Below are 19,239 nucleotides of genomic sequence, written 5' to 3'. Positions count from 1 at the left end.
AAGATCGGGTAACAGAAATAACACAAGCAGTCCAAGAAGACTGAATAACATACCAATAACACACCCCAGGATTGGATCACGCCCTTTAACTCGCGCATATTGTGGGGCAAGACTTCCAACTAAGGCTAAAAAAATAAGTGAAGAAAAAAAATGCACAAACTACCTTGTAAATAATAACTGAACCTTGTTCAGTCCATTTTGATAAGATTTATTATACAGCGATTCCTTGAAAAAGTCAACCTCATCCTCTAGAAAACAAAATATTTTATTGAATTCATTCTAAAATGCAAAAGAACGTTTATTTTATTAGTTTGGCATGTTACATTGAAAAACAATCAGATTGTTTGTTTAAGGAGCTTGCCAGATATGGGAGAAGAAAAAACTCGCAAAGTCGATACCAAAGAGTTCGAACTACCTGAAACTGTTTTCATCCGGGATATTGAAAATCGTGTCTTTCAAGGGATTGTTCTACAATGCTTAGCCAGAGTAGAGGGGATCACCCTTGTGGAAGGAAACTTTATCGATAGTATTCTAGGACGTGGAAATGTGGAGGGTGGAATCAAGGGGATCTACTCTGAACAAGACAACAAAACACATACCGTTGACATCAAAGTAGAAGTGAACATCTGCTATGGGGTTTCGATTCCTGATAAGGCGGAAGAAATTCAAACTAAAATCGCAGAAGAGATCACAAAAATGACGGGACTTCATGTATCACGCGTGCATGTAGTATTTAAGAATATCGTCTCTCCTTCACAAATGAAAAAAATTCTCGGACCAAGTGCACCTATGCCCGTGGAATCAAACCTAGAAGACGAATATAACGACGAGTTTTAAGCAAATCCGATGGGAAATCTGTTTTATTTTTTAATGAATTTTGTTTTAGCTCTCTTCTTTCTTTTAGTTGGAATTGCATGCTTGCTTGTTTCATTTTTCCCGCAAATGCGGATTGAAATTTTGCGACTCATTACAGACGGAACATGGATCATTTTTTCTGCGGGCGCCATTTTTGTGCTCATTAGTTGCACTATTTTTTTTCAACTCTTCCTCACTTCCCGACGCAAAAGCTACGTGATTCGCTCAGGCAAAAATGCTGTCGAAGTGGATCAATCTCTAATCGAAGAATATTTAAATCTTTATTGGAGGCAAGTATTTCCCCATCATGCGATACCCACACAGGTTCAGATTAAAAAGAATCAGATTTATTTAACAGCTGATTTACCTTTTATGCCTGAAGAGGAACAAGGGACATTTCTTAAACAATTTGAAGAGAATATTAGCGAACTTTTTACTCGTACATTGGGCTATCGAAACGATTTCTATCTATCGATTAACTTCCAAGAAAAACCTAAAGCCTTACCAGAAAAGTAAGCTCCCTAACTTTATTAGGGAGCTTCCGAATTATTTGGAAACTTCCGTTTGATCTTCTACTTTACGATCTCCTACAACTTGCTTAACTTTTTTAACAAGATCAGCTTTTGCCTTTTCGTTTGGCACTGTTCCTTTTAAGTTAATCGTCCCTTTGATGATCACAATTTTGATGTTACCCGCTTGAGATTCAAGATCCTTATCTTCTGCGATCGCTTGACGGATTTTTCGCAACCAAGGTCTGTCTGCATAAGAATCAGCTTGATCGCCAGGATGCGTGTCCGTGATTGAAGCATCTTTAGACTTCGTGCTTGTCGCATCTAATGCACTATCTGCATCAGCTGTATAGTAAGAGCTCGGATTTGGTGGTGTAGGACCTGTTGGAGTTTCTTTTTTTTCACAAGCTGTAAAAAGCATTCCCAATGCAGGCAATAGATAAATCACTTTTTTCATAATAACTCTCCTCAAATATTTAAGAATTGGGGTTAGAAAAAATCAAAACCTAACCTTTTAAATTGGAATGTAAGAATCCCCTCGCATCTTGTCAATATTTTTTTTATATATTTTAGATAGTTTTCTTAAAAAATAAATTCTGATAATATTGCTTGGAATTTCTTAAATAAAAGGGTTTAATAATGAAAGTATTAATAAAATCTTACTCACTTAATGCCGCTCTAATAAAACCCTTTTCAGATCAAGTGAAAAAAGGCAAATGGCATCATTGGAAAAGAACCTTCATTGTCGAAAACCACACAGAATCAGGATATGCGGCGGTCACTTTAAATGCGTGGGAAAGATTTTTATCCAAACTGACGCAACGATTCATCACAAATGAACTTAAAATGGGACAAATCCATTTTATCGATCGCTCAAGCATTGAAAAAAAAATCTCAGATGTCACTCACCCTCTAATTTCCACCCCAAAGACTCATCCCTCTGAGCCGATAACCAAAAGGCTGCAAAACTATCAAAATTCAAGAGTAGGACTTAAAAATGCAGAGGAACTTTCATCTAAAGAACTAACAGACATCATTGCGATCTTTGAAAAACAAAAAGACAAATCCTCTGCGTCTGTGAATCTCAAAAAACGCCCCTTTCAAAAAAACACATATGAGGCTATTTTGCGATCAATGATTTCGGAAGGTGAAATTGCTGGCTATATTTTAGCGGGCATGGATTGCAAAATTTATTTTGACAGGAATAAGCTTCCTAAAGATGAAGCCCTAGTAGATATAACAAAACTCAAGGTCTTCCGGCAAAAAGTTAACGACCTCAGAAATTTACCCACTAACAATTTCTCCCCTAAAGAATTTGGCTATTTTCTTTCTGTTATCGAAAAGCTCGAAGTCCAATTTAATGAACGATTGATTAAAAATTGGGATCAAGCCTTTCTTTTACCTCCAAGCAAACTTTTTTCCACACAAAAAGCCAAAGTACTAGATTATCTTGTCAAAAATAAAGTGATTGATGCTTGGACTTTAGATGAAGATAATTGGTATGCAAGAATAGATGAAAATGACCTAATCGTTAAAAAGCCTTCAGACCAGTGGCGAAACAGGGAACTTATTTCGCAAGGTTATCAAAAAAACGTTTTAAACATAGCCGACGTTCATTTAGCTGTCTATGGTTTAACCAATCTACAAATTGATTTCCTTTGCCAAATTACACATGATTTGAATGCTTTAAATTCTCACGAATCTTTGTACTATGAACTAAGACAAAAATTATCCGTTCCAGGATCCCTCAATGAAGATGAGGTTTATATTTTAAGCAGAATGCATGAAGAAAAACTCATTCACGCCGTTAACGTTATCGAAAATAAAAATTATCTATATCGAATCATTGTATATCCAACCGCAAAAAGCGCGGTAGAAGACTTTTTAAACAATGGGACAAATTTTCGAAAAGCTTTATGGCAACAAAATTTCTCACAGGAAGAAGCCTCTCAAATACATGCCCTTCGGAAAAATTTTATAAGCGGAGAAGTTGTACAAGATATCTCCTTTTTATCTAGTAAGGCTCACACTTTTTTAAGTCCCTATTGTCATATCTTACACAATCCTGAAGAAAACACTTATGAAGCCAAACTCCTCGAATATAAAGCCAAAGATTTTTAATGTATGTTTACACAATATCCTCTCTTTCAATCTCATTTAGATGTGGCACATAACCACTGGAAAAAACTCGTCAACCCCGGTGACACGGTGATTGATGCAACCTGTGGGAATGGACATGATACACTCATCTTAGCCAAACTTGTGCTCGACTCAAGCTCAGGATGCGTGATAGGAATGGATGTGCAACCACAAGCAATTGCAGCCACACGCGAAAAACTTGCAAAAGAATTATCCGCAAATCAAATGGAACGCCTACATTTGCATTGCGCCTGCCATTCTATTTTTCCGATTCAAACCGAAAATTCGGTTCAATTGATTGTCTATAATTTAGGTTATTTACCAAAAAGTGACAAGTCCCTCACAACATGTGTGAATACAACACTTATAAGCTTACAAGCAGCCCTCTCTTTAATTGCTCCAGGAGGAGCTGTGAGCCTTACATGTTATCCTGGGCATGAAGAAGGAAAAAGGGAGGAAGAAGCAATTTTGAACTTTGTTCAAAAGCTTCGACCACAAGAATGGAGCTGCAGCTACCAAACTTGGGTCAACCGCCAAAAAGCACCTGGCTTACTTCTGATCCAAAAAGCGAACACCAAAAAGTGTTTGATAACAGAGTAACAAATGGTTCACCCCATTGATCGCTCTATGCGGCGAAGCTTCAGGAGGCAAATGAAAATAGCTTGCGATGGAGTCCTTTGATAAACTTATTGCATCCGGGACATCTTCATTGATCATTTGCCAAAGCTCGACTCTTTTCGTCCAATACATCGAAGCTAAATCCAACCAATGATAAGGCCAGTTCAAACGCTCTTGTGTATAGGTATCGACCAGTTGATTAAAAAAAGGACGATCAAAACTTGGATTTTGACAAATAAAGACAGATTTTCCCCTCTCGATTCCAAGCTGAGTAAAAAGAGCAATGACCTCTTCTCGAATGTGCAAAGGAGCATCTCCCCCTAAGACCAGTTCACGCGTGTAACCGTTAATCTCTAAACTCATAGGATCAGTTTTTTGCCAAATCTCAGAGGGATGATTAACCAGCTTTTGATAGGTGGCACGGGTTTGATTTCTTGATAAATCCACAACTTTAAAAGCGATGTCTATCACCACGTGTTTAGTACAATCTAAACCTGTTGTCTCTAAATCTAAAAATACAGCTTGCATAAAACCACATAAATTCAGGAATTAAACTTCCGATATTGGAGTATTTATCTCTCAATTTAACAAACTTTCTTCTCTGAAAACAAGAATAAAGATTGCTAACAAGAGAGTCTCTATATTTTTTATTGATTGATTATTTTTTTAATATTTGCTAAATTGAATTTTAATACTTAAATTTACTTCAATTTTTATTAAGAATCACAGGAACATCTTTTTTCTTATGTCTCTCAATCTAATTGAAGGGTTTTGTCGTCTTCTGATGCGATTTCGTTATCCCGTTTCTCTTCCTGAAGATATTGCACAAGCCCTTGGGATTTCCTTCTCAAATTTTTTAACGTTTGATCAGCTTATTGAACAACTTATTGATCCAAATTGTTCACCTAAAAGACTTAAAAAATACATGCCGCGTGAAGATGCAGAAGCCGCCTTTGAATCCGCCTGTAAAAAAGACAAGTTTTCACAGAACTCCCTTTTTTCTTACTATTTCAATGAAGGGTGGCTAGAATTTATCCTGCAGTTTGACAGTCATTCCCGCCTACGACGCATCTATATCCATCATAATAAAATTCTGCAAGAAGAGGGCGCAGAAATTCCTCTAAAAGAGACCTCCCCTCTTTAAACTCTTCCAAAAAATTTCCTAACTTGAAACAGAACCACATAAACTTGGGTTTTAAGCTCGACTTTTAACCCGATTCGGACGTAGACTCTAACCAATAGTCCAATGCTTCCTAAAAATAGAAGGGTAATGCATGAGTACAGAAATCGAAAAGCGCATTCTTGTCAAAGTTTTCGTCGGATGTCGTTTACATGCTGAATTGCGGTTACAGCTTAACCAAAGCCACGCCTGGAAACAAGTCAAGATTGAATCTAAACCACAAGATGGCACGCTTTGCGAAGTCCACTATCAGCAAAAGGATTATGTTGGAATGTTTTTACCTCAGGAAACATTGACTCTTTCCGAATTAAAAGAATACGAACGCCTTGTCCAACAAAAATTCAAAGAGTACTGCCCTTCTTTGGAAGAAGAAACGATTAAGCTTGTTGTATTCCCCCAAATTTTTATCAGTTAATTTTCTTCTTTGGATAGGCCTCCATGACTCGCTTGATTTTAGGTTCACAATCTCCAAGACGTAAAGAAATCCTAGAATACTTTTCAATTCCTTTTGAGCAGATTTCTTCCTCTTTCGATGAAGACTCGATTGCTTTTCAAAATAATCCAGAAGAATACGTTTGCGCTATTTCACAAGGGAAAGCTGAAGAATTAGCCCGAAAATTTCCAAAGGCCATCATTTTAACTGCAGACACCATTGTCCATAAAGATGGAAAAGTCTATGGCAAACCAAAAAATCGAGAAGAGGCCAAAGATATCTTGCAACAATTAGCTGGACATTGGCACCAGGTCTACACAGGAGTGACTGTTCGACATGCAAAAGAACACCATTCTTCTTTTGAAAGAACGCAAGTGCTATTCCATGCCCTCACACCCGAAGAAATCGATTTATACCATGACAAAATTGCATGGCAAGATAAAGCAGCAGGCTACGCTATCCAACAAAATGGGAGCATCATCATTCGTTCAATTGAAGGCTGTTATTATAATGTTTTGGGATTGCCAGTCCATACCACAAAACTTTTGTTAGCAAAAGTTGGAATTAATCTCTGGGAGCACTTGTGAAATATCCCTTTTATTTTTTCAGTATCTTTAGCTTGTTTGCTTGCTTTGCTGTCTATAGCCAAACTGACTCTCCCCAAAAAAAACAAGTGCTGTATTTCATGCAAAGAGGAAATACCCAGCAAGCTTTGAGTCTTTATCGCCAAATATGTGATGAAACGGGCAAACACGATTTCGAGCTACTTGAACAAGTGGGTTTGATTCTTTTGGATCAGGGGCTACGCACGCGCGATCCAGAAGTTCAGCTTCTGACGATGTTTGGAGCTGGCATGGCGACAAATGATAAAACATTGTACATGCTTGAAGAAGGCTTAAAAAGCCCGAATCCCATGCTGCAACTCATCAGCTTAAACTTACTTGCAAGTTCTTTTGATGATGAAGCTGATGATGTTTTAATGCATGCGATGCTTTCAAATGAACTCTTAATCCGTTTAGAAGCCGCCTTTCAATTGGCCAGAAAAAAGCACCCACAGGCTGTCTCTCAAATTGAATCTTTAATGTACAAAGTGCCTGATGCATTACACCCTCTATTTCCTCAATTGTTTGCCCTAGCCGGAAATGCTGAAGCCTTTCAGATTATTCGCAAATTAATGGCTTCTCCCAATCAAGATACACGTCTTTCTGCAATTCATTGTGCTGCAAAGGCTGGTCGAGATGATTTTTTGCCTCAGATTCGCATTCTTGCTTCTCAGCACGATGTACGGCAACAAGAAATCTGCGCCTATGTCTTAGGGATGTTAAAAGATGAGCAAGCCATTCCCCTTTTAGAGAAACTTGCTCAATCGGGAACAATCTCTATTCGCCTAGCGGCTTTAAACGCGTTGTATGAATTGGGGCACAAAGAAGCTTGTGAAGGAATAGTTGCTGCCGCAAAAATCCAGAATCCCTATGCCTTTACACTTTTAGGAGACATCAAAGGATATGAATCTACCCTGTACGAGCTGTCTAAATCTGGTTCTGCTGTGATTAAATTAAATGCCTGTTTAAGTTTGCTTCGACAAGGTGATAGACGCTGCTTACCTTTTCTTGCAGACATTTTATTACAAGATTCCCGCGATTTAGCATTCGTCAAAGCAAATTCTCCAGGATCATCTTTGTTCTATTGGAAAATCATCCCTTCCGCTCATCATAATCTCGCCAATAACCCTTCTGCCTATGAGTTATCCGTATCGATGCGCGAGCAAGTTTTAGTGGAAACGCTAGACTTACCTGAAGAAGATTTCTTGGACATTGCCACAGTCCTTTTTGAAAAGGAACAGAATGATTTAATCCCCTGCCTAGTCGATTTACTAGAAAACGTGCAAACGCCGAAAGCGGTCGAACTCCTCAAAAGGTTTCAGCAAAAAGCGGGAGCACCCCTTATCCGCAATTACTGCAACTTGGCTCTATATAAATTAAAAATTCCCGGCCCCTATGAAGAAAATTTAAAAAAATGGGTTCTTGAGCAAAAAGATAATGAACTGATTCGATTCCGCCCTTTTCTTCCCTGGGAAACGCGCTCCGACATTTCTTCTTCCCCCTACCATCTAACACCACACGAGACCTCCCGCCTGCTGATTGATTCTTTTGAAGCTTTGGCCCGTTCCCAAAATTATGAAGGGATCCAAGTCCTATTAGAAGCGATACAAAATGGCAATCAAACAAATAAATATGCTCTTGCCGGGCTTCTATTAAGATCTATTCAATAAAATTACGCTTTCCATACATGTACACTTATTTGCGATCACAAATTAATCATCTTAAACTGTTAAAATTTCACTTTTTTTTCAGCTTACTTCTATTCGTTCCTCTTAGCTCTATGCAGGCAAATGATGACGAGAAATTAGTCGATGACCTTTTTGCCCAAGGTATTACCGTCGATTTACGCTCTCCTTCTTTTTCAGATGGCGTTTTACATACAGATCAAGGAGGCGTTATCCAAGGACGCGATATTCGCATTCAAGCAAAAGAAATTACCTATACCAAAAAAAAGCTCGATAAAAAACCAGTTTGTCTTTTGAATGCACAAGACTCTGTCATGTTAGAGTTTGGAGATTATGTGTTTGTCGGATCCCGCCTAGATTACGATTTTCAAACAAATTCTGGAGTTATTTACGATGCAAGAACAGGCATTGAGCCTTGGTATTTTGGAGGGAAAGAGATCGAATTATGCGCGGATGGCAACTACCGAGTACGCCATGGGTTTGTCACAACATCCGAAAATTACATTCCGGAATGGCAAATCTCTTCCGATGAAGCATCATTAACAGATGGACGCAATGTCGCAGCCAAAAATGTTTATTTTACTTTTGTCAAAATGCCTTTGTTTTGGCTTCCTTCTTTTAAGCTAAACCTTAATACCATTCTGGATAATCCAATTCGCTATAATGTGCGTTGGGGCGGAAGACAAGGCCCTCGTATTGGAATGACTTACGAGGTTTTCTCTTGGAATAACTGGAAAACATTTTTTCGTTTCGATTATCGAATTCGTCGTGGCCCTGGAGCTGGCTTTGAAACTTATTACCGCTCTCCTGATCATCGGGCCGAATTTCAGTCGATTAGCTATATTGCTAGAGATTCCTCTCTTTTACACCCTAGCGAAAAGCTACGCTACCGCTTTCAAGGTATTTACCACAATTCTGTTCTGGATGATAAGGTCACCATTGATCTGACCTACGACAAGTTAAGTGATAAAGAGATGGCTACCGATTATCAAGATAAAAGCCTTGAGCTAGAAACAGCCTTACGCACACAATTGCATGTTCGCCGCCAGCACGAACAATGGATTACAAACTTCTATACTGTCGTGCGTGCAAATGGTTTTCAAACGCTGAAGCAAGAACTGCCAACTATCAAAACCAGTTGGAGACCCTTTGTCTTAGGCCCCACCCGCGTTATTACGGATATGCATTTTACAGCTTCCTATCTAGATTTTGTTTATTCCACCCCAAATAAATGGAATGTCCCCGATTACCATGCCACACGCCTGGCTTATACACAGCGTTTTTATCGTTCTTGGAAAGCTGGGATTTTTAATATCAGCCCAGAAGTTGGCGGAAAATTGATTTATTACGGAAATAGCCCCAAAAAAGATGACCGTTTGCTTACATTTGGAGACTTTGGGTTCAATGCACATACAAAATTTGAGCGTTTTTTTGGAAACTGCAAACATGCCGTGCAACCTTATATGCAATATCGTTATTTAACTAGCCCTACCGTATCTCCAAACGATCACTATATTTTTGATATTGATGATGGTTGGTATCGCCTTAATTTATTACGCTTTGGGGTTAGTCAAAGTTTGTATTGTAAAGAAGGAATTGGCTGCTTCCAACGCCCCATTTTTGCTGATTTGTATGCATATGCTTTTTTTGATACTCCCACCATTCACAGTGCCGTTCCTAAGGCCTATGCGCAAGTCCGATTTGCCTCTTTTGAGACCTTGCGACATATTTTAGTCACTTCGTGGGACTTTGAGCATCAGCAATTAGATGAGTTTAATTTTCACACCGATTGGACCATCAGCCAAAACATTGCTTTTGCGTGTGAATATCGACATCGTAGTGCTTTCCACTGGAGAAAAGTGGATCAAACAAATTTCATTTTAGATTCTTTTCGCAAAGAAAATTCTTTGAGGCATTCTTCACTATCCGACCGCCGCGATACACTGCTATTTCATCTTTTTTACCGTTTTCACCCCGCTTGGTCCATTGAATTTGAATCTCGCCATGGCTGGAATCGAATGAGAGAACCTTCATACAATGAATTTGAGATTGATCTTAACACAATTATTCGTTCCTGCTGGCATGTTCAACTTTCTTATCGACACAAAGAAGATGATGACCGTCTTGCCTTATATTTTTCTGTGGGAATGAAACGTCCTGATACTTCCTGTTCACGCAGTTTTTGGCCTTCTCTGGAGTTCTAATGAATATGACGATTTCTAAAGCCTCTTTAGATGATTGGCAAACAGTTCAAAATCTTGCGCGATTTTACGTTTACGATATGGCTCGCTACTGCGGTTTTTTACCCGGCTGGGAGACGCCACCAAACGGTCTTTACACATGTGACGATTTAAGCTCTTACTTCACAGACTCCGATAGATATTCTTTTTTGATAAAAGTGGATCATGAATTGGCTGGATTTGTTTTAATTAACAAAGTAGGCAGCATCCCCGAAGTTGATTGGAACATGGGAGAATTTTTTGTGATTTCTAAGTTTCAAGGAAAAGGTGTAGGCCGCACTGCGGCTGAGCAGATTTTCATGCAATTTCCTGGTTTATGGGAGGTCATGCAAATCCCAGAAAATAAAGGAGCGATTGCTTTCTGGAATAAAGTCATTCAGCGCTACACAAACGGACATTTTATGCATACTCAAACTCTTATTCCTAAACCGATAGCGCATATAATGGAGGTGTTAAGATTTGACTCCCTCTTAAATTTTAACCATTTGTAATTTTGTTCAATTATGCTATTGTTTTCTTTTTACTAATCACAAAAAGGGTTCTATGGATTTATTATTTATTGGCACTGGATATGTGGGATTAGTCACAGGCACTTGTCTTGCTGAGATGGGACACCATGTTTTGTGTTTAGATATTGATCATCAAAAAATTGATGGCCTTAATCAAGGTTTAATTCCAATCTACGAACCTGGATTGGAAGAAATGGTTAAGCGTAATATGAAAGCTGGCCGCCTCCAATTTACCACAGATTATGCGCGGGCTGTAGCCTCTGCTGTGGTTTGCTTTATCTGTGTCGATACGCCTGTATCTGCAGATGGAAAAGCCAATCTTACCTTTGTCAAAAATGTCGCGCGTTCTTTAGCTGAGCATATGCAAGAGTACCGGATTATTGTTAGCAAATCTACAGTCCCCGTGGGCACAGCGAGCATGCTTTCCTCCTTAATCCAAGAAGTCTTAGACGAACGCCAGGTAAAAATTGAATTCGATATCGTTTCCAATCCAGAATTTCTAAAGGAAGGGGATGCGATTCATGATTTCATGAAACCTGATCGTGTCATTATTGGAACAAACAGTGAACGCGTCAGCGAAATCATGCGCGAAATCTACTCACCTTTTATGCTCAGCCATGATCGTTTAATTATTATGGATATTCCTTCTGCCGAACTAACCAAATATGCCGCCAATGCGATGTTAGCAACCCGTATCTCTTTTATGAATGAACTAGCAGGTTTTTGTGAACTTACAGGCGCAGATATTAACAAAGTACGCAAAGGTATTGGCGCCGATAAAAGAATTGGCTACTACTTTCTGTATGCCGGAGCTGGCTTCGGAGGGTCTTGCTTTCCAAAAGATATTCGCGCACTTTGTTCCCATGCCAAATCATTGAGATACCCAACACCTTTGTTAGAAGCGACTTTTTCTGTAAATGAACGTCAAAAAATGGTCTTGAGTGAAAAAATTTGTGATTACTTTGCCCAAAAAGATGAACAAGGGGTAAAAGGAAAAACCATCGCTGTATGGGGCTTGGCTTTTAAACCCGAGACAGATGACATGCGAGAAGCACCTTCAATTAAACTCATTGAACATCTTCTATCCGAAGGAGCGCAAATCCGAGTGTTTGATCCAGTTGCACTTGAAAACGGCCGCAAAATTTTTGGCTCCCATGCCGCTGTCCACTTCTGCTCAAGCGAACAAGAAACTGCTCAAGGAGCAGATGCAATCGCGTTAATCACCGAATGGAAACAATTTCGCTTTCTCGACTTTAAAATGATTTTAAATGTCATGAAAGGCAATGCCTTTTTTGATGGACGTAATCAATACACCCCAGAAGATATGTCGAAAAAAGGATTTGACTATATCAGTATCGGTCGGCTACAAGCTTTAGCTGAACAAAGAAAACATTTTTTAGATTCAAAATTTCCACCCATTGAGGATCATGCTTCAGCCAATGTCACCCTGCTGTCATAAAAATAGTGAGAAAATTTACCTAGAGGAATTTCAGCAAGCAGCTCTCCAACATATTGAAGCCTGTTTAGAAAAGCTTTTTCCTGAAAGCCACATGCCCTATCAATCCCTCTTTGATGCAGCACGCTATTCTTTGCTTGGTGGAGGCAAGCGCATTCGCCCCCTATTAAGCTTAGCTGTGACTCAGGCCTTGACGGGAACCTTCACGCAAGCCATTCAGCCAGCCTGCGCTCTAGAACTTATTCATACTTATTCATTGGTACATGATGATCTACCCTCAATGGACAATGATGATTTCAGAAGGGGAAAACCTTCTTTACATAAAGTTTTTCCAGAAGGACATGCCATTTTAACCGGAGATTTTCTTCTTACCTACGCATTTGAAGTTTTGTGCTCTTCCCCTGGTTTGACTGCGCAGCAAATCGTAGAACTTGTTGCCTTGCTTGCTAAAAGTGCTGGAGGTCACGGAATGATCGCCGGACAGATCATGGATATCTCGGCTGTTAACCAAACGCTCACATTGGACAATCTGCAACACATTCATCAAACAAAAACAGGTGCTTTGATCACTTGTGCAGTTGAGTTTGGTGCCATTGTTTCGGGTTGCGCACCTGTAGAACGCGCTCTTTTGCAACAATTCGGAAATGAGATTGGACTTGCCTTTCAAATTATTGATGACGTTTTGGATATCACTTCCAGCCACGCCAAACATGGAGATTCTGTCGCTTCCGATTTAAAAAACAATAAGACAACTTATGCGACGCTTCTAGGGGTTGAAAAAGCTCAATTACTAGCCCAAAAACATGTTCAAACAGCCTTAGCAAAGCTTGAAAAATTGCCGTTAAAAACCGACCTATTAAATCAACTTGTTGCTAAAGTTTGCCCACACATTCATGTATAATTTTTTTGTTGCCTGTTTATTAAAGTTTAGATATACCGCTTGATGATAAGTAAACCTTTCAAAGCAATTAACAAATTGATATCTGATGAATCAGGAATATACAAGTTACGCACCGAACGAACTGGAAGTACAGGTTAAGCACAACCCTGCTAAAAGGCTATTTGATATTTTTTTCAGCCTATCTGCACTTTTCGTTTGTGTTCCTTTGTTTATTATTGTGGCCATTAGCATTAAACTCTCTTCCAGAGGCCCCGTTTTCTTCTCGCACGAACGGATTGGAAGAGGAGGAAAACCTTTTAAATGTTACAAGTTTCGCACCATGTATCCGGATGCAGAAGTTCGCCTAAAGGAAATGTTGGTCATCTGTCCCAAAACACGGGAAGAATGGAATCAATCCCATAAACTCAAGGATGACCCTCGCGTGACCCCACTCGGCTCTTTTTTACGTAAAACATCTCTCGATGAGTTTCCTCAATTTTGGAATGTTTTGAAGGGAGATCTGAGTGTCGTTGGACCACGCCCGGTTGTCCAAGACGAGATTGCAAAGCACTATGGAGTTAAGGCAGCAGACATTTTGCGCCTACGCCCTGGAATTACAGGACCTTGGCAGGTTTCAGGTAGAAGCGATGTTTCTTACGACACTAGAATTATGTTGGATCAAAAATATGTTGAAGACCAATCGATTATCTTGGATCTTAAACTCATTGCGAAAACAATCCCTGCTATTTTCACATCTAAAGGCGCTTATTAGGAATGAACCTCTATTCCAAGCAGATTAACAGCGCCTTTCTCATTAGTTTACTTTTCACGTTTCTTACACCCGCTCTTTTTCACTCCTTGCGCATCTTGTTTTTTTCCCCTTTTCTCGTTATCCTTTTTTACAAAAAAAAACTATCGGTTTGTTTGTGGAGTGCTTGCTTATGTGGAGTAATTATCGATCTTCTTTCCTCCCACTCACGTTTAGGCATCCATGCTTTTGCCTATGTCTGCACAACGTGGATCCTTTTTGGTTTTAAACGCCATTTTTTTGCAGATAGCTTGAGCACATTACCTATCATGACTTTCTTTTTCTCTGTATTGACTTCGACAATCTTACTGCTATTGGTTTATACGTTTGAGAAAAACATTCACATTCATCCAAATTGGATTTTAACTGACCTCATTTTTTTCTCAGCTCTCGATGCCTTGTATGCATTTTGTATTTTTATTCTTCCTGCATGGCTTTTTGGAAAGCCGATCAGAAAAGGAAGGGAGTATTTTAGAGAAAGAAGCTTTGAGAAGGGCTAAAAAATGTTGCCGCAAACCTTGAAGGCTACGGCAATCATAGAGCAACGATTAAGGCTTTTTATTAACATCCGGGACAATCTTTGTAGAAGAAGGAACTTTTTTATCTCCCTCTTTTTTCCCGTCATCAACATCCTCATCGTCATCATCGTCGTCATCGTCATCATCATCATCATTTGAATCTGATTTTTTCATGCATGCTGCAAATTTTTGGGCTTTTTGTTGCTGAATATCATCAAGCATTACCTGAATTTGCTTTGTATCTTGAATCCCATGTTTTTTCAAAACAGTTGAAAAAACCCCTAAAAGTGTCTCTCTGAAAAGTTTGACAGCGGCTTGACGATCACTTGGATCCTTGAGGGGGTTTGGGTTCATGCTAGCCGCTTTGCTTTCAACAAGCTTAATCACTTCTTTGTCTTGTTGTTTAAGCTCAGAGATAATTGCAGCCCATTCTTTCTCAGGCACTTTAAATTTTTTTAAAGTCACGCTAACAAAAGATTCGGGGAAATATGAAAGCAAAAGCTCTTTTGAACAATCTTCTGTTGTTTGTTCTGCAGCCTTAGCTTCAAAGGGCATGGCAAAAGCCACGACTCCCAAATATAATGAAAGCGCACAATTTAACAGCTTCATTCTTCTCTCCTTAATTTTGGATAAGACTAAACTCAATATGGAATTGGATTTTTGTTTGGCGTTAGCCTCCGACTATCTAAGCAAGCTTTTAATCGTGTCGCATGACGCCCCTTGATATATTCAAAACTAGATCGAATTACAACTGGACTTATCGGATTTGCGACATTTAAAGCAAGCATCACATCGCTATATTCCGCAAATAAAACTTGCATGAGAATGCGTACTGCCCGATCTGGATCAAAAGGATTTAGTAATGGGTTCGGACGCATTTGATTGGCAATATTTTTGACTTGCGCCACAATCCGCTCTCTTCTATCTCTGAGAGATTGGTAAACGAGCATCCATTGACTTTGAGCCACCCCGTTCATATTCAAGGCTTCACTCAACACATCATAGGAAAAAAAATTGACCTCTATTTCTTTGAAGCAAGCTGGCGTATCATCATAAGCCATCACGACTTGCGAGGGTATTAAAAGAATAAATAGAGCTAGAGCAGTCCCTAAAAAAACCTTATCTGAAAGACTTAAGTATTTAAAAAACATACACTTAACCTCATTCATCACATTTCGGTTTTATCATCTTTTCATAGACTATGAAGGGCATTCATTTTTGTAAAGCTCTCTTTAAAAAACTAATCTTTTCAAAATAAATTAACTTCATCAATGATTAAAAATATGATTGCTTATATACATCAAATCTGGTTTGTTTAAAACTATTTAGGAACGAAAACATTTGTGTACGTTGATTGCATTTTTTAACTATTTTTGAGAATTATTATGACTAGTAAAATAGGATCAGGATCTGGATCAGGATCCGGCATTTCCAACCTTATTAATTTTTATGAAGCTCCTCTATCCTCATCCCACGTTGGATCGCTTTCTTCAGCGAATTCTTCTAGATCTCAAAACGCTTCCGAATCCAAAAACCAAGTGCCCAAACTCAATCTCTCCCATTCTGCAGTAGATAAAACAACAAATGCCGTTTCAGCGGAAATGCTCAAAGCCGAAAATTCAATGACTTCCCCACGTCTAAAGCAAGTGCGCATTGGTGCGCTTTCATCGGCAAATCCCCTGAGTATTTCTTCCACTAAACCGAATGTGCCACAACTTAATCTTGCTTCAAAAGTGGAAAAAGTGGAGGCCGTTTCAGCAGAGGCACTTCATCTATCTCGAGCTGAAACTTCTCTGACTTCTCCTCTCCATAATCAAAAGCGAACTCGAAGCCGTTCTGTCGCAGCAATGCATGAAATACGCCAAGCTCCTTTTATAGAGACAGCTAAAACAAGTCGAAAGTCCTCTGAAAATATTCGAAAATCATCCGATGTCGCACAAGTCGGTTCTCGTCAGTTAGTTAAGAATCCTTTTTCTTCACCTCTTTCACCAAGAGATTCGGAAAAAGAAAAAGAATCAAAAGCAATCAAATATATCGAACAAAAAATGAAATTTTTTTTAAAAAAAGATTTCGACAATTTATCTTTTGAAATTTTTCAAACAGATTGCTTTTTCGGACAGCTCACACGCTTTATGGTAAAATTAAAAGCTATCGAAAATGAATTAAAAAAATATTTCAAAAAAAACACAGTCGACAAAGAAGATTCCCTTAATGTATTTAAACAACAATTAGAACACTTACTTTCTTCTTCTCCTGAAAATAACATCTACAATAAAGTTGAAGAACTTCGAAACTTTCAACCATTAATCGCCAAGTTAATTGAATTAAATAGCTATTTTATAAAAACAAAAAGCAGCCATAATCCCCTCTATGCTTTAGATGAATCAGATTTAAAATTTATTCAATTCATGCTCGATTGGAATATCTCAAACACATTTTATTGGACTCAAACGAAATCTGAGACGACATATAAAATTCCTGCTACAGAAATCATGCGCTCGCTTAGCCCTAAAGAAACCAACCGAATCATTGCGGATGTTTTTTTAAATGGAAGTCACTTGATCAAAGCAGACACGCTTATAGAATCAAAAGAAGAATTATTTACAACACTTATCACAGCGATTGATGCAGCACAAGGCTTAAGCGAAATAGCTGTTACTGACCAAGTCTCTCTCTTTCTATTTTTTGTATACGGAGAACCCAAAGCCTTAAGAGTCATCCATGAAGCTCTTTTATCTCCAACAGTCAACTGGGACCTGATTTGTGAAACACTCAAATTCCAAATCCCAAGGAATCTTATGGAAAAATTTGAGTCTTTGCAACCTAAGCTTTTGAAAAATATGCAAAAAGCCTTTGCTGAGATCCCTTATTTCGATAGAGAAGACCCCTTATCAGTTCACGAAATTTTCAGCTTTCTTGATACAATTAATAAAGGTCTGGTCGATTGGAAAATTGTCCAACAAGTTTTAAATTGGAAAGCGTCTAAAAATGAGGAAAAAAGCCAATTTGAGCGCAAAATGGACACATATGCTCAAAGCATTAATGTGGCGATTAGAAAAAGTGAAAACACTCTTTTACGTCTTCTAGTTCCCCCTTATAAAGCTTTGCAACTTTGTACAGTCAACTGCCTGGGGTACGCAACTTCTATTTATAGAACCTATTTGCCAGATTTAAACAATGGTTCGTGTGATCTATTAATGCGAAGCACTGCCGATGTAAAACGCAGCTTTCACTTGACTGTAGAAAAAGATCAATACAGCATTCAGATTCCTTTACAATATGCAATCTATCCTAAAATCAATCCTGAAGACAAAGACTGTGTTCAAGTTCATCTAGGGCTTCGTTATATTACGCTTAACACGAATTTGATCATTTCTTCCGATTTGCAAAATATCCAAGGAAAGATAGAAACCGCCCTTATCGTTCACAAGGAAGGGAAAAAAAATTCTGCCAAAATATTAGATGTATTAAAGTCTTTCCAAAAGAGTTCCGTTGAATTAAGAACTTTATTTCCGGAAAAGACTTTCTCTCCTTTTCAATTGAGATATCAAGAAAAGCCTGAGAGTAAATCCGCGCATGACTGATGTGATTTATTTTAATGAACATTTCTATCCAAGTGAAGCTCCTTTGTTTACGGCAAAGGAGCGCGCCTTTTTGTATGGAGACGGTTTTTTTACCTCTATACGGCTTTCAGAGGGAATCCTTGCACACCTCGATTTACACCTCGAACGTTTAAAAAAAAGTGCAGAAGTTTTGAATATTTGTTTTTCTCCTATTAATGAAAAAATCATTCAAGAACTTATCGCACGCAATCATGCCGAAACGGGTATTTGGAAGTTAAAAATCATTATTACAGGAGGCGATTCGGCCTCTTTAGTCCTTCCTCAGCGGCAAGGTCAAGTTTTAATGACTTTAACACCTTACATAGAGATTCCTTTTAAACCTCTTTTTTTGGGTCTTTTTCCAGAACCCATTATGCGCCCTTTTGCTCGTCACAAAACATTAGCTTACCTCGATCAACTTGCTGTTAAGCAAATGGCGATCCAACAAGGTTTTGATGACATGCTTATTTTAACTTCTCATAAGGAAATTCTTGAAACGACTGTTGCGAATATCTTTTGGATGGATGAGCAAACTTTTTATACCCCCTCTCCCACCTTGCCCTTGCTTTATGGAATTGGTGTACAAACATTTGAAAAAATAGCGAGCAAACAAGGTTGGAAAATTCAGCATGGAGCCTATATACTTGAAGAGATCCCCTCAAATGCCTCTGCTTATCTATGCAATGCTTTAATGGGCTTTCGTCCTGTTACACAAATTGCTGATCGCACTTTTGCGCGCAATTTATCGATTGAGCATTTTTTACACAATAAACAGTAAAACCAAAGATAGCACAACAAGAGTTATTGATAGCACAGCAAAAACTTGCGGCGAAATCCCTTCTCGATAATCAACCTTAAGTCGGATTGAACTTCGTTTGTAGTTGATAAATGACAAAATAAAAATCAGAATTCCCCAAAAAATAAGAATCATTCCCACAATTCTTGCGGCAAATTCATGCACAGGATTCGCAAATGTGAGCAAGCGAACGACGGCAACTCCACCACCTACTCCAGCTAAACCTGTACGGATCCATGACAAAAATGTACGCTGATTTGCAAGTCGATTCCGCTCTTTAGCGAGTCCCGTTCGTTCTTGTGCAAGCACAACGCGTTCGTCGGGGGGGCCATTTTCATAGAGAGTCATCATCTCCTCCTTGACAAGATGCTTCGTATTATCATATTATTTCTTCACAAAAACGGTTTAT

At 38.8% G+C, this 19,239-nt stretch carries 21 protein-coding genes; 16 read left to right on the top strand and 5 right to left on the bottom strand.

The window, feature by feature from the left end; translation table 11 throughout:
• The first annotated feature begins 366 nt into the window (after positions 1 to 366).
• Positions 367 to 837, top strand: a complete 471-nt coding sequence (locus tag AB7E63_RS03275; RefSeq protein ID WP_006340140.1) for an Asp23/Gls24 family envelope stress response protein — start codon at positions 367 to 369, stop codon at positions 835 to 837.
• A 9-nt stretch (positions 838 to 846) separates the two neighbouring features.
• A complete protein-coding gene (locus AB7E63_RS03270; RefSeq protein ID WP_006340139.1) occupies positions 847 to 1,371 on the top strand; it encodes a hypothetical protein in 525 nt (174 codons plus the stop codon).
• 30 nt (positions 1,372 to 1,401) lie between these two features.
• On the opposite strand, the gene AB7E63_RS03265 is transcribed toward AB7E63_RS03270, so the two are convergent.
• Positions 1,402 to 1,821 carry a BON domain-containing protein gene (locus AB7E63_RS03265; RefSeq protein WP_006340138.1) on the bottom strand — a complete coding sequence of 140 codons (420 nt, stop codon included), beginning with the start codon at positions 1,819 to 1,821 and terminating at the stop codon, positions 1,402 to 1,404.
• 182 nt (positions 1,822 to 2,003) lie between these two features.
• Here AB7E63_RS03265 and AB7E63_RS03260 point away from each other — a divergent pair, with 182 nt between their 5' ends.
• Positions 2,004 to 3,485 carry a hypothetical protein gene (locus tag AB7E63_RS03260; protein ID WP_006340137.1) on the top strand — a complete coding sequence of 494 codons (1,482 nt, stop codon included), beginning with the start codon at positions 2,004 to 2,006 and terminating at the stop codon, positions 3,483 to 3,485.
• Between the two features lie 3 nt (positions 3,486 to 3,488).
• The gene (locus tag AB7E63_RS03255) at positions 3,489 to 4,103 is read left to right on the top strand and encodes a class I SAM-dependent methyltransferase (RefSeq protein WP_006340136.1); all 615 of its coding nucleotides are present in this window, start codon (positions 3,489 to 3,491) and stop codon (positions 4,101 to 4,103) included.
• On the opposite strand, the gene AB7E63_RS03250 is transcribed toward AB7E63_RS03255, so the two are convergent.
• Complete coding sequence (locus AB7E63_RS03250) at positions 4,053 to 4,649, bottom strand: 3'-5' exonuclease (RefSeq protein WP_013925261.1); 597 nt, start codon at positions 4,647 to 4,649, stop codon at positions 4,053 to 4,055. The two genes, AB7E63_RS03255 and AB7E63_RS03250, sit on opposite strands and share 51 nt — an antisense overlap.
• A gap of 217 nt (positions 4,650 to 4,866) precedes the next feature.
• On the opposite strand from AB7E63_RS03250, the gene AB7E63_RS03245 reads away from it, so the two are divergent.
• The 10 genes from AB7E63_RS03245 to AB7E63_RS03200 all read left to right on the top strand — a co-directional run bounded on the left by AB7E63_RS03245 (position 4,867) and on the right by AB7E63_RS03200 (position 14,414).
• Complete coding sequence (locus AB7E63_RS03245; RefSeq protein WP_006340135.1) at positions 4,867 to 5,265, top strand: hypothetical protein; 399 nt, start codon at positions 4,867 to 4,869, stop codon at positions 5,263 to 5,265.
• A gap of 130 nt (positions 5,266 to 5,395) precedes the next feature.
• On the top strand, positions 5,396 to 5,716 hold the full coding sequence (locus AB7E63_RS03240) for a hypothetical protein (protein ID WP_006340134.1): 321 nt from the start codon (positions 5,396 to 5,398) through the stop codon (positions 5,714 to 5,716).
• Positions 5,717 to 5,739: 23 nt separating this feature from the next.
• Complete coding sequence (locus AB7E63_RS03235; protein ID WP_006340133.1) at positions 5,740 to 6,321, top strand: Maf family protein; 582 nt, start codon at positions 5,740 to 5,742, stop codon at positions 6,319 to 6,321.
• On the top strand, positions 6,318 to 8,006 hold the full coding sequence (locus tag AB7E63_RS03230) for a HEAT repeat domain-containing protein (RefSeq protein WP_006340132.1): 1,689 nt from the start codon (positions 6,318 to 6,320) through the stop codon (positions 8,004 to 8,006). The genes AB7E63_RS03235 and AB7E63_RS03230 overlap by 4 nt, the downstream gene beginning before the upstream one ends.
• Before the next feature lie 110 nt (positions 8,007 to 8,116).
• Positions 8,117 to 10,225 carry a hypothetical protein gene (locus AB7E63_RS03225; RefSeq protein WP_006340131.1) on the top strand — a complete coding sequence of 703 codons (2,109 nt, stop codon included), beginning with the start codon at positions 8,117 to 8,119 and terminating at the stop codon, positions 10,223 to 10,225.
• On the top strand, positions 10,225 to 10,752 hold the full coding sequence (locus AB7E63_RS03220; protein ID WP_013925263.1) for a GNAT family N-acetyltransferase: 528 nt from the start codon (positions 10,225 to 10,227) through the stop codon (positions 10,750 to 10,752). The genes AB7E63_RS03225 and AB7E63_RS03220 overlap by 1 nt, the downstream gene beginning before the upstream one ends.
• A gap of 52 nt (positions 10,753 to 10,804) precedes the next feature.
• Positions 10,805 to 12,229 (top strand): UDP-glucose dehydrogenase family protein, encoded by a 1,425-nt coding sequence (locus AB7E63_RS03215; RefSeq protein ID WP_428418711.1) that lies wholly within the window; start codon positions 10,805 to 10,807, stop codon positions 12,227 to 12,229.
• The gene (locus AB7E63_RS03210) at positions 12,198 to 13,127 is read left to right on the top strand and encodes a polyprenyl synthetase family protein (protein ID WP_241208955.1); all 930 of its coding nucleotides are present in this window, start codon (positions 12,198 to 12,200) and stop codon (positions 13,125 to 13,127) included. Before AB7E63_RS03215 ends, AB7E63_RS03210 begins: the two co-directional genes overlap by 32 nt.
• Before the next feature lie 85 nt (positions 13,128 to 13,212).
• Positions 13,213 to 13,878: a sugar transferase gene (locus AB7E63_RS03205; RefSeq protein ID WP_006340127.1), complete on the top strand. Its 666-nt coding sequence runs from the start codon at positions 13,213 to 13,215 to the stop codon at positions 13,876 to 13,878.
• A 2-nt stretch (positions 13,879 to 13,880) separates the two neighbouring features.
• Positions 13,881 to 14,414 carry a hypothetical protein gene (locus AB7E63_RS03200; RefSeq protein WP_013925265.1) on the top strand — a complete coding sequence of 178 codons (534 nt, stop codon included), beginning with the start codon at positions 13,881 to 13,883 and terminating at the stop codon, positions 14,412 to 14,414.
• A gap of 48 nt (positions 14,415 to 14,462) precedes the next feature.
• Here the strand turns inward: AB7E63_RS03200 and AB7E63_RS03195 are convergent, their stop codons facing one another.
• Together AB7E63_RS03195 and AB7E63_RS03190 are read right to left on the bottom strand one after the other, a co-directional pair.
• Positions 14,463 to 15,041: a hypothetical protein gene (locus AB7E63_RS03195; protein WP_050784540.1), complete on the bottom strand. Its 579-nt coding sequence runs from the start codon at positions 15,039 to 15,041 to the stop codon at positions 14,463 to 14,465.
• Between the two features lie 32 nt (positions 15,042 to 15,073).
• Positions 15,074 to 15,583 (bottom strand): hypothetical protein, encoded by a 510-nt coding sequence (locus tag AB7E63_RS03190; RefSeq protein WP_006340123.1) that lies wholly within the window; start codon positions 15,581 to 15,583, stop codon positions 15,074 to 15,076.
• A gap of 234 nt (positions 15,584 to 15,817) precedes the next feature.
• On the opposite strand from AB7E63_RS03190, the gene AB7E63_RS03185 reads away from it, so the two are divergent.
• A complete protein-coding gene (locus AB7E63_RS03185) occupies positions 15,818 to 18,016 on the top strand; it encodes a hypothetical protein (RefSeq protein WP_006340122.1) in 2,199 nt (732 codons plus the stop codon).
• Positions 18,009 to 18,812, top strand: coding sequence for an aminotransferase class IV (locus AB7E63_RS03180; protein ID WP_006340121.1), 804 nt, complete (start codon positions 18,009 to 18,011; stop codon positions 18,810 to 18,812). The genes AB7E63_RS03185 and AB7E63_RS03180 overlap by 8 nt, the downstream gene beginning before the upstream one ends.
• On the opposite strand, the gene AB7E63_RS03175 is transcribed toward AB7E63_RS03180, so the two are convergent.
• Positions 18,795 to 19,181: a YidH family protein gene (locus AB7E63_RS03175; protein WP_006340120.1), complete on the bottom strand. Its 387-nt coding sequence runs from the start codon at positions 19,179 to 19,181 to the stop codon at positions 18,795 to 18,797. The two genes, AB7E63_RS03180 and AB7E63_RS03175, sit on opposite strands and share 18 nt — an antisense overlap.
• Positions 19,182 to 19,239: the final 58 nt, after the last annotated feature.

Source organism: Parachlamydia sp. (genome assembly GCF_050255895.1).
GTDB lineage: Bacteria > Chlamydiota > Chlamydiia > Chlamydiales > Parachlamydiaceae > Parachlamydia > Parachlamydia acanthamoebae.
This window is presented reverse-complemented; position numbering and strand designations above follow the sequence as displayed.

Excerpts from the sequence above, each read along its gene's own strand:
- AB7E63_RS03235 (WP_006340133.1), top strand. The coding sequence starts at position 5,740 with ATGACTCGCTTGATTTTAGGTTCACAATCTCCAAGACGTAAAGAAATC.
- AB7E63_RS03185 (WP_006340122.1), top strand. The coding sequence starts at position 15,818 with ATGACTAGTAAAATAGGATCAGGATCTGGATCAGGATCCGGCATTTCC.
- AB7E63_RS03240 (WP_006340134.1), top strand. The coding sequence starts at position 5,396 with ATGAGTACAGAAATCGAAAAGCGCATTCTTGTCAAAGTTTTCGTCGGA.
- AB7E63_RS03275 (WP_006340140.1), top strand. The coding sequence starts at position 367 with ATGGGAGAAGAAAAAACTCGCAAAGTCGATACCAAAGAGTTCGAACTA.
- AB7E63_RS03255 (WP_006340136.1), top strand. The coding sequence starts at position 3,489 with ATGTTTACACAATATCCTCTCTTTCAATCTCATTTAGATGTGGCACAT.
- AB7E63_RS03175 (WP_006340120.1), bottom strand. The coding sequence starts at position 19,181 with ATGATGACTCTCTATGAAAATGGCCCCCCCGACGAACGCGTTGTGCTT.
- AB7E63_RS03225 (WP_006340131.1), top strand. The coding sequence starts at position 8,117 with ATGCAGGCAAATGATGACGAGAAATTAGTCGATGACCTTTTTGCCCAA.
- AB7E63_RS03210 (WP_241208955.1), top strand. The coding sequence starts at position 12,198 with ATGCTTCAGCCAATGTCACCCTGCTGTCATAAAAATAGTGAGAAAATT.
- AB7E63_RS03260 (WP_006340137.1), top strand. The coding sequence starts at position 2,004 with ATGAAAGTATTAATAAAATCTTACTCACTTAATGCCGCTCTAATAAAA.
- AB7E63_RS03245 (WP_006340135.1), top strand. The coding sequence starts at position 4,867 with ATGTCTCTCAATCTAATTGAAGGGTTTTGTCGTCTTCTGATGCGATTT.
- AB7E63_RS03215 (WP_428418711.1), top strand. The coding sequence starts at position 10,805 with ATGGATTTATTATTTATTGGCACTGGATATGTGGGATTAGTCACAGGC.
- AB7E63_RS03195 (WP_050784540.1), bottom strand. The coding sequence starts at position 15,041 with ATGAAGCTGTTAAATTGTGCGCTTTCATTATATTTGGGAGTCGTGGCT.
- AB7E63_RS03190 (WP_006340123.1), bottom strand. The coding sequence starts at position 15,583 with ATGTTTTTTAAATACTTAAGTCTTTCAGATAAGGTTTTTTTAGGGACT.
- AB7E63_RS03250 (WP_013925261.1), bottom strand. The coding sequence starts at position 4,649 with ATGCAAGCTGTATTTTTAGATTTAGAGACAACAGGTTTAGATTGTACT.
- AB7E63_RS03220 (WP_013925263.1), top strand. The coding sequence starts at position 10,225 with ATGAATATGACGATTTCTAAAGCCTCTTTAGATGATTGGCAAACAGTT.
- AB7E63_RS03200 (WP_013925265.1), top strand. The coding sequence starts at position 13,881 with ATGAACCTCTATTCCAAGCAGATTAACAGCGCCTTTCTCATTAGTTTA.
- AB7E63_RS03180 (WP_006340121.1), top strand. The coding sequence starts at position 18,009 with ATGACTGATGTGATTTATTTTAATGAACATTTCTATCCAAGTGAAGCT.
- AB7E63_RS03265 (WP_006340138.1), bottom strand. The coding sequence starts at position 1,821 with ATGAAAAAAGTGATTTATCTATTGCCTGCATTGGGAATGCTTTTTACA.
- AB7E63_RS03270 (WP_006340139.1), top strand. The coding sequence starts at position 847 with ATGGGAAATCTGTTTTATTTTTTAATGAATTTTGTTTTAGCTCTCTTC.
- AB7E63_RS03205 (WP_006340127.1), top strand. The coding sequence starts at position 13,213 with ATGAATCAGGAATATACAAGTTACGCACCGAACGAACTGGAAGTACAG.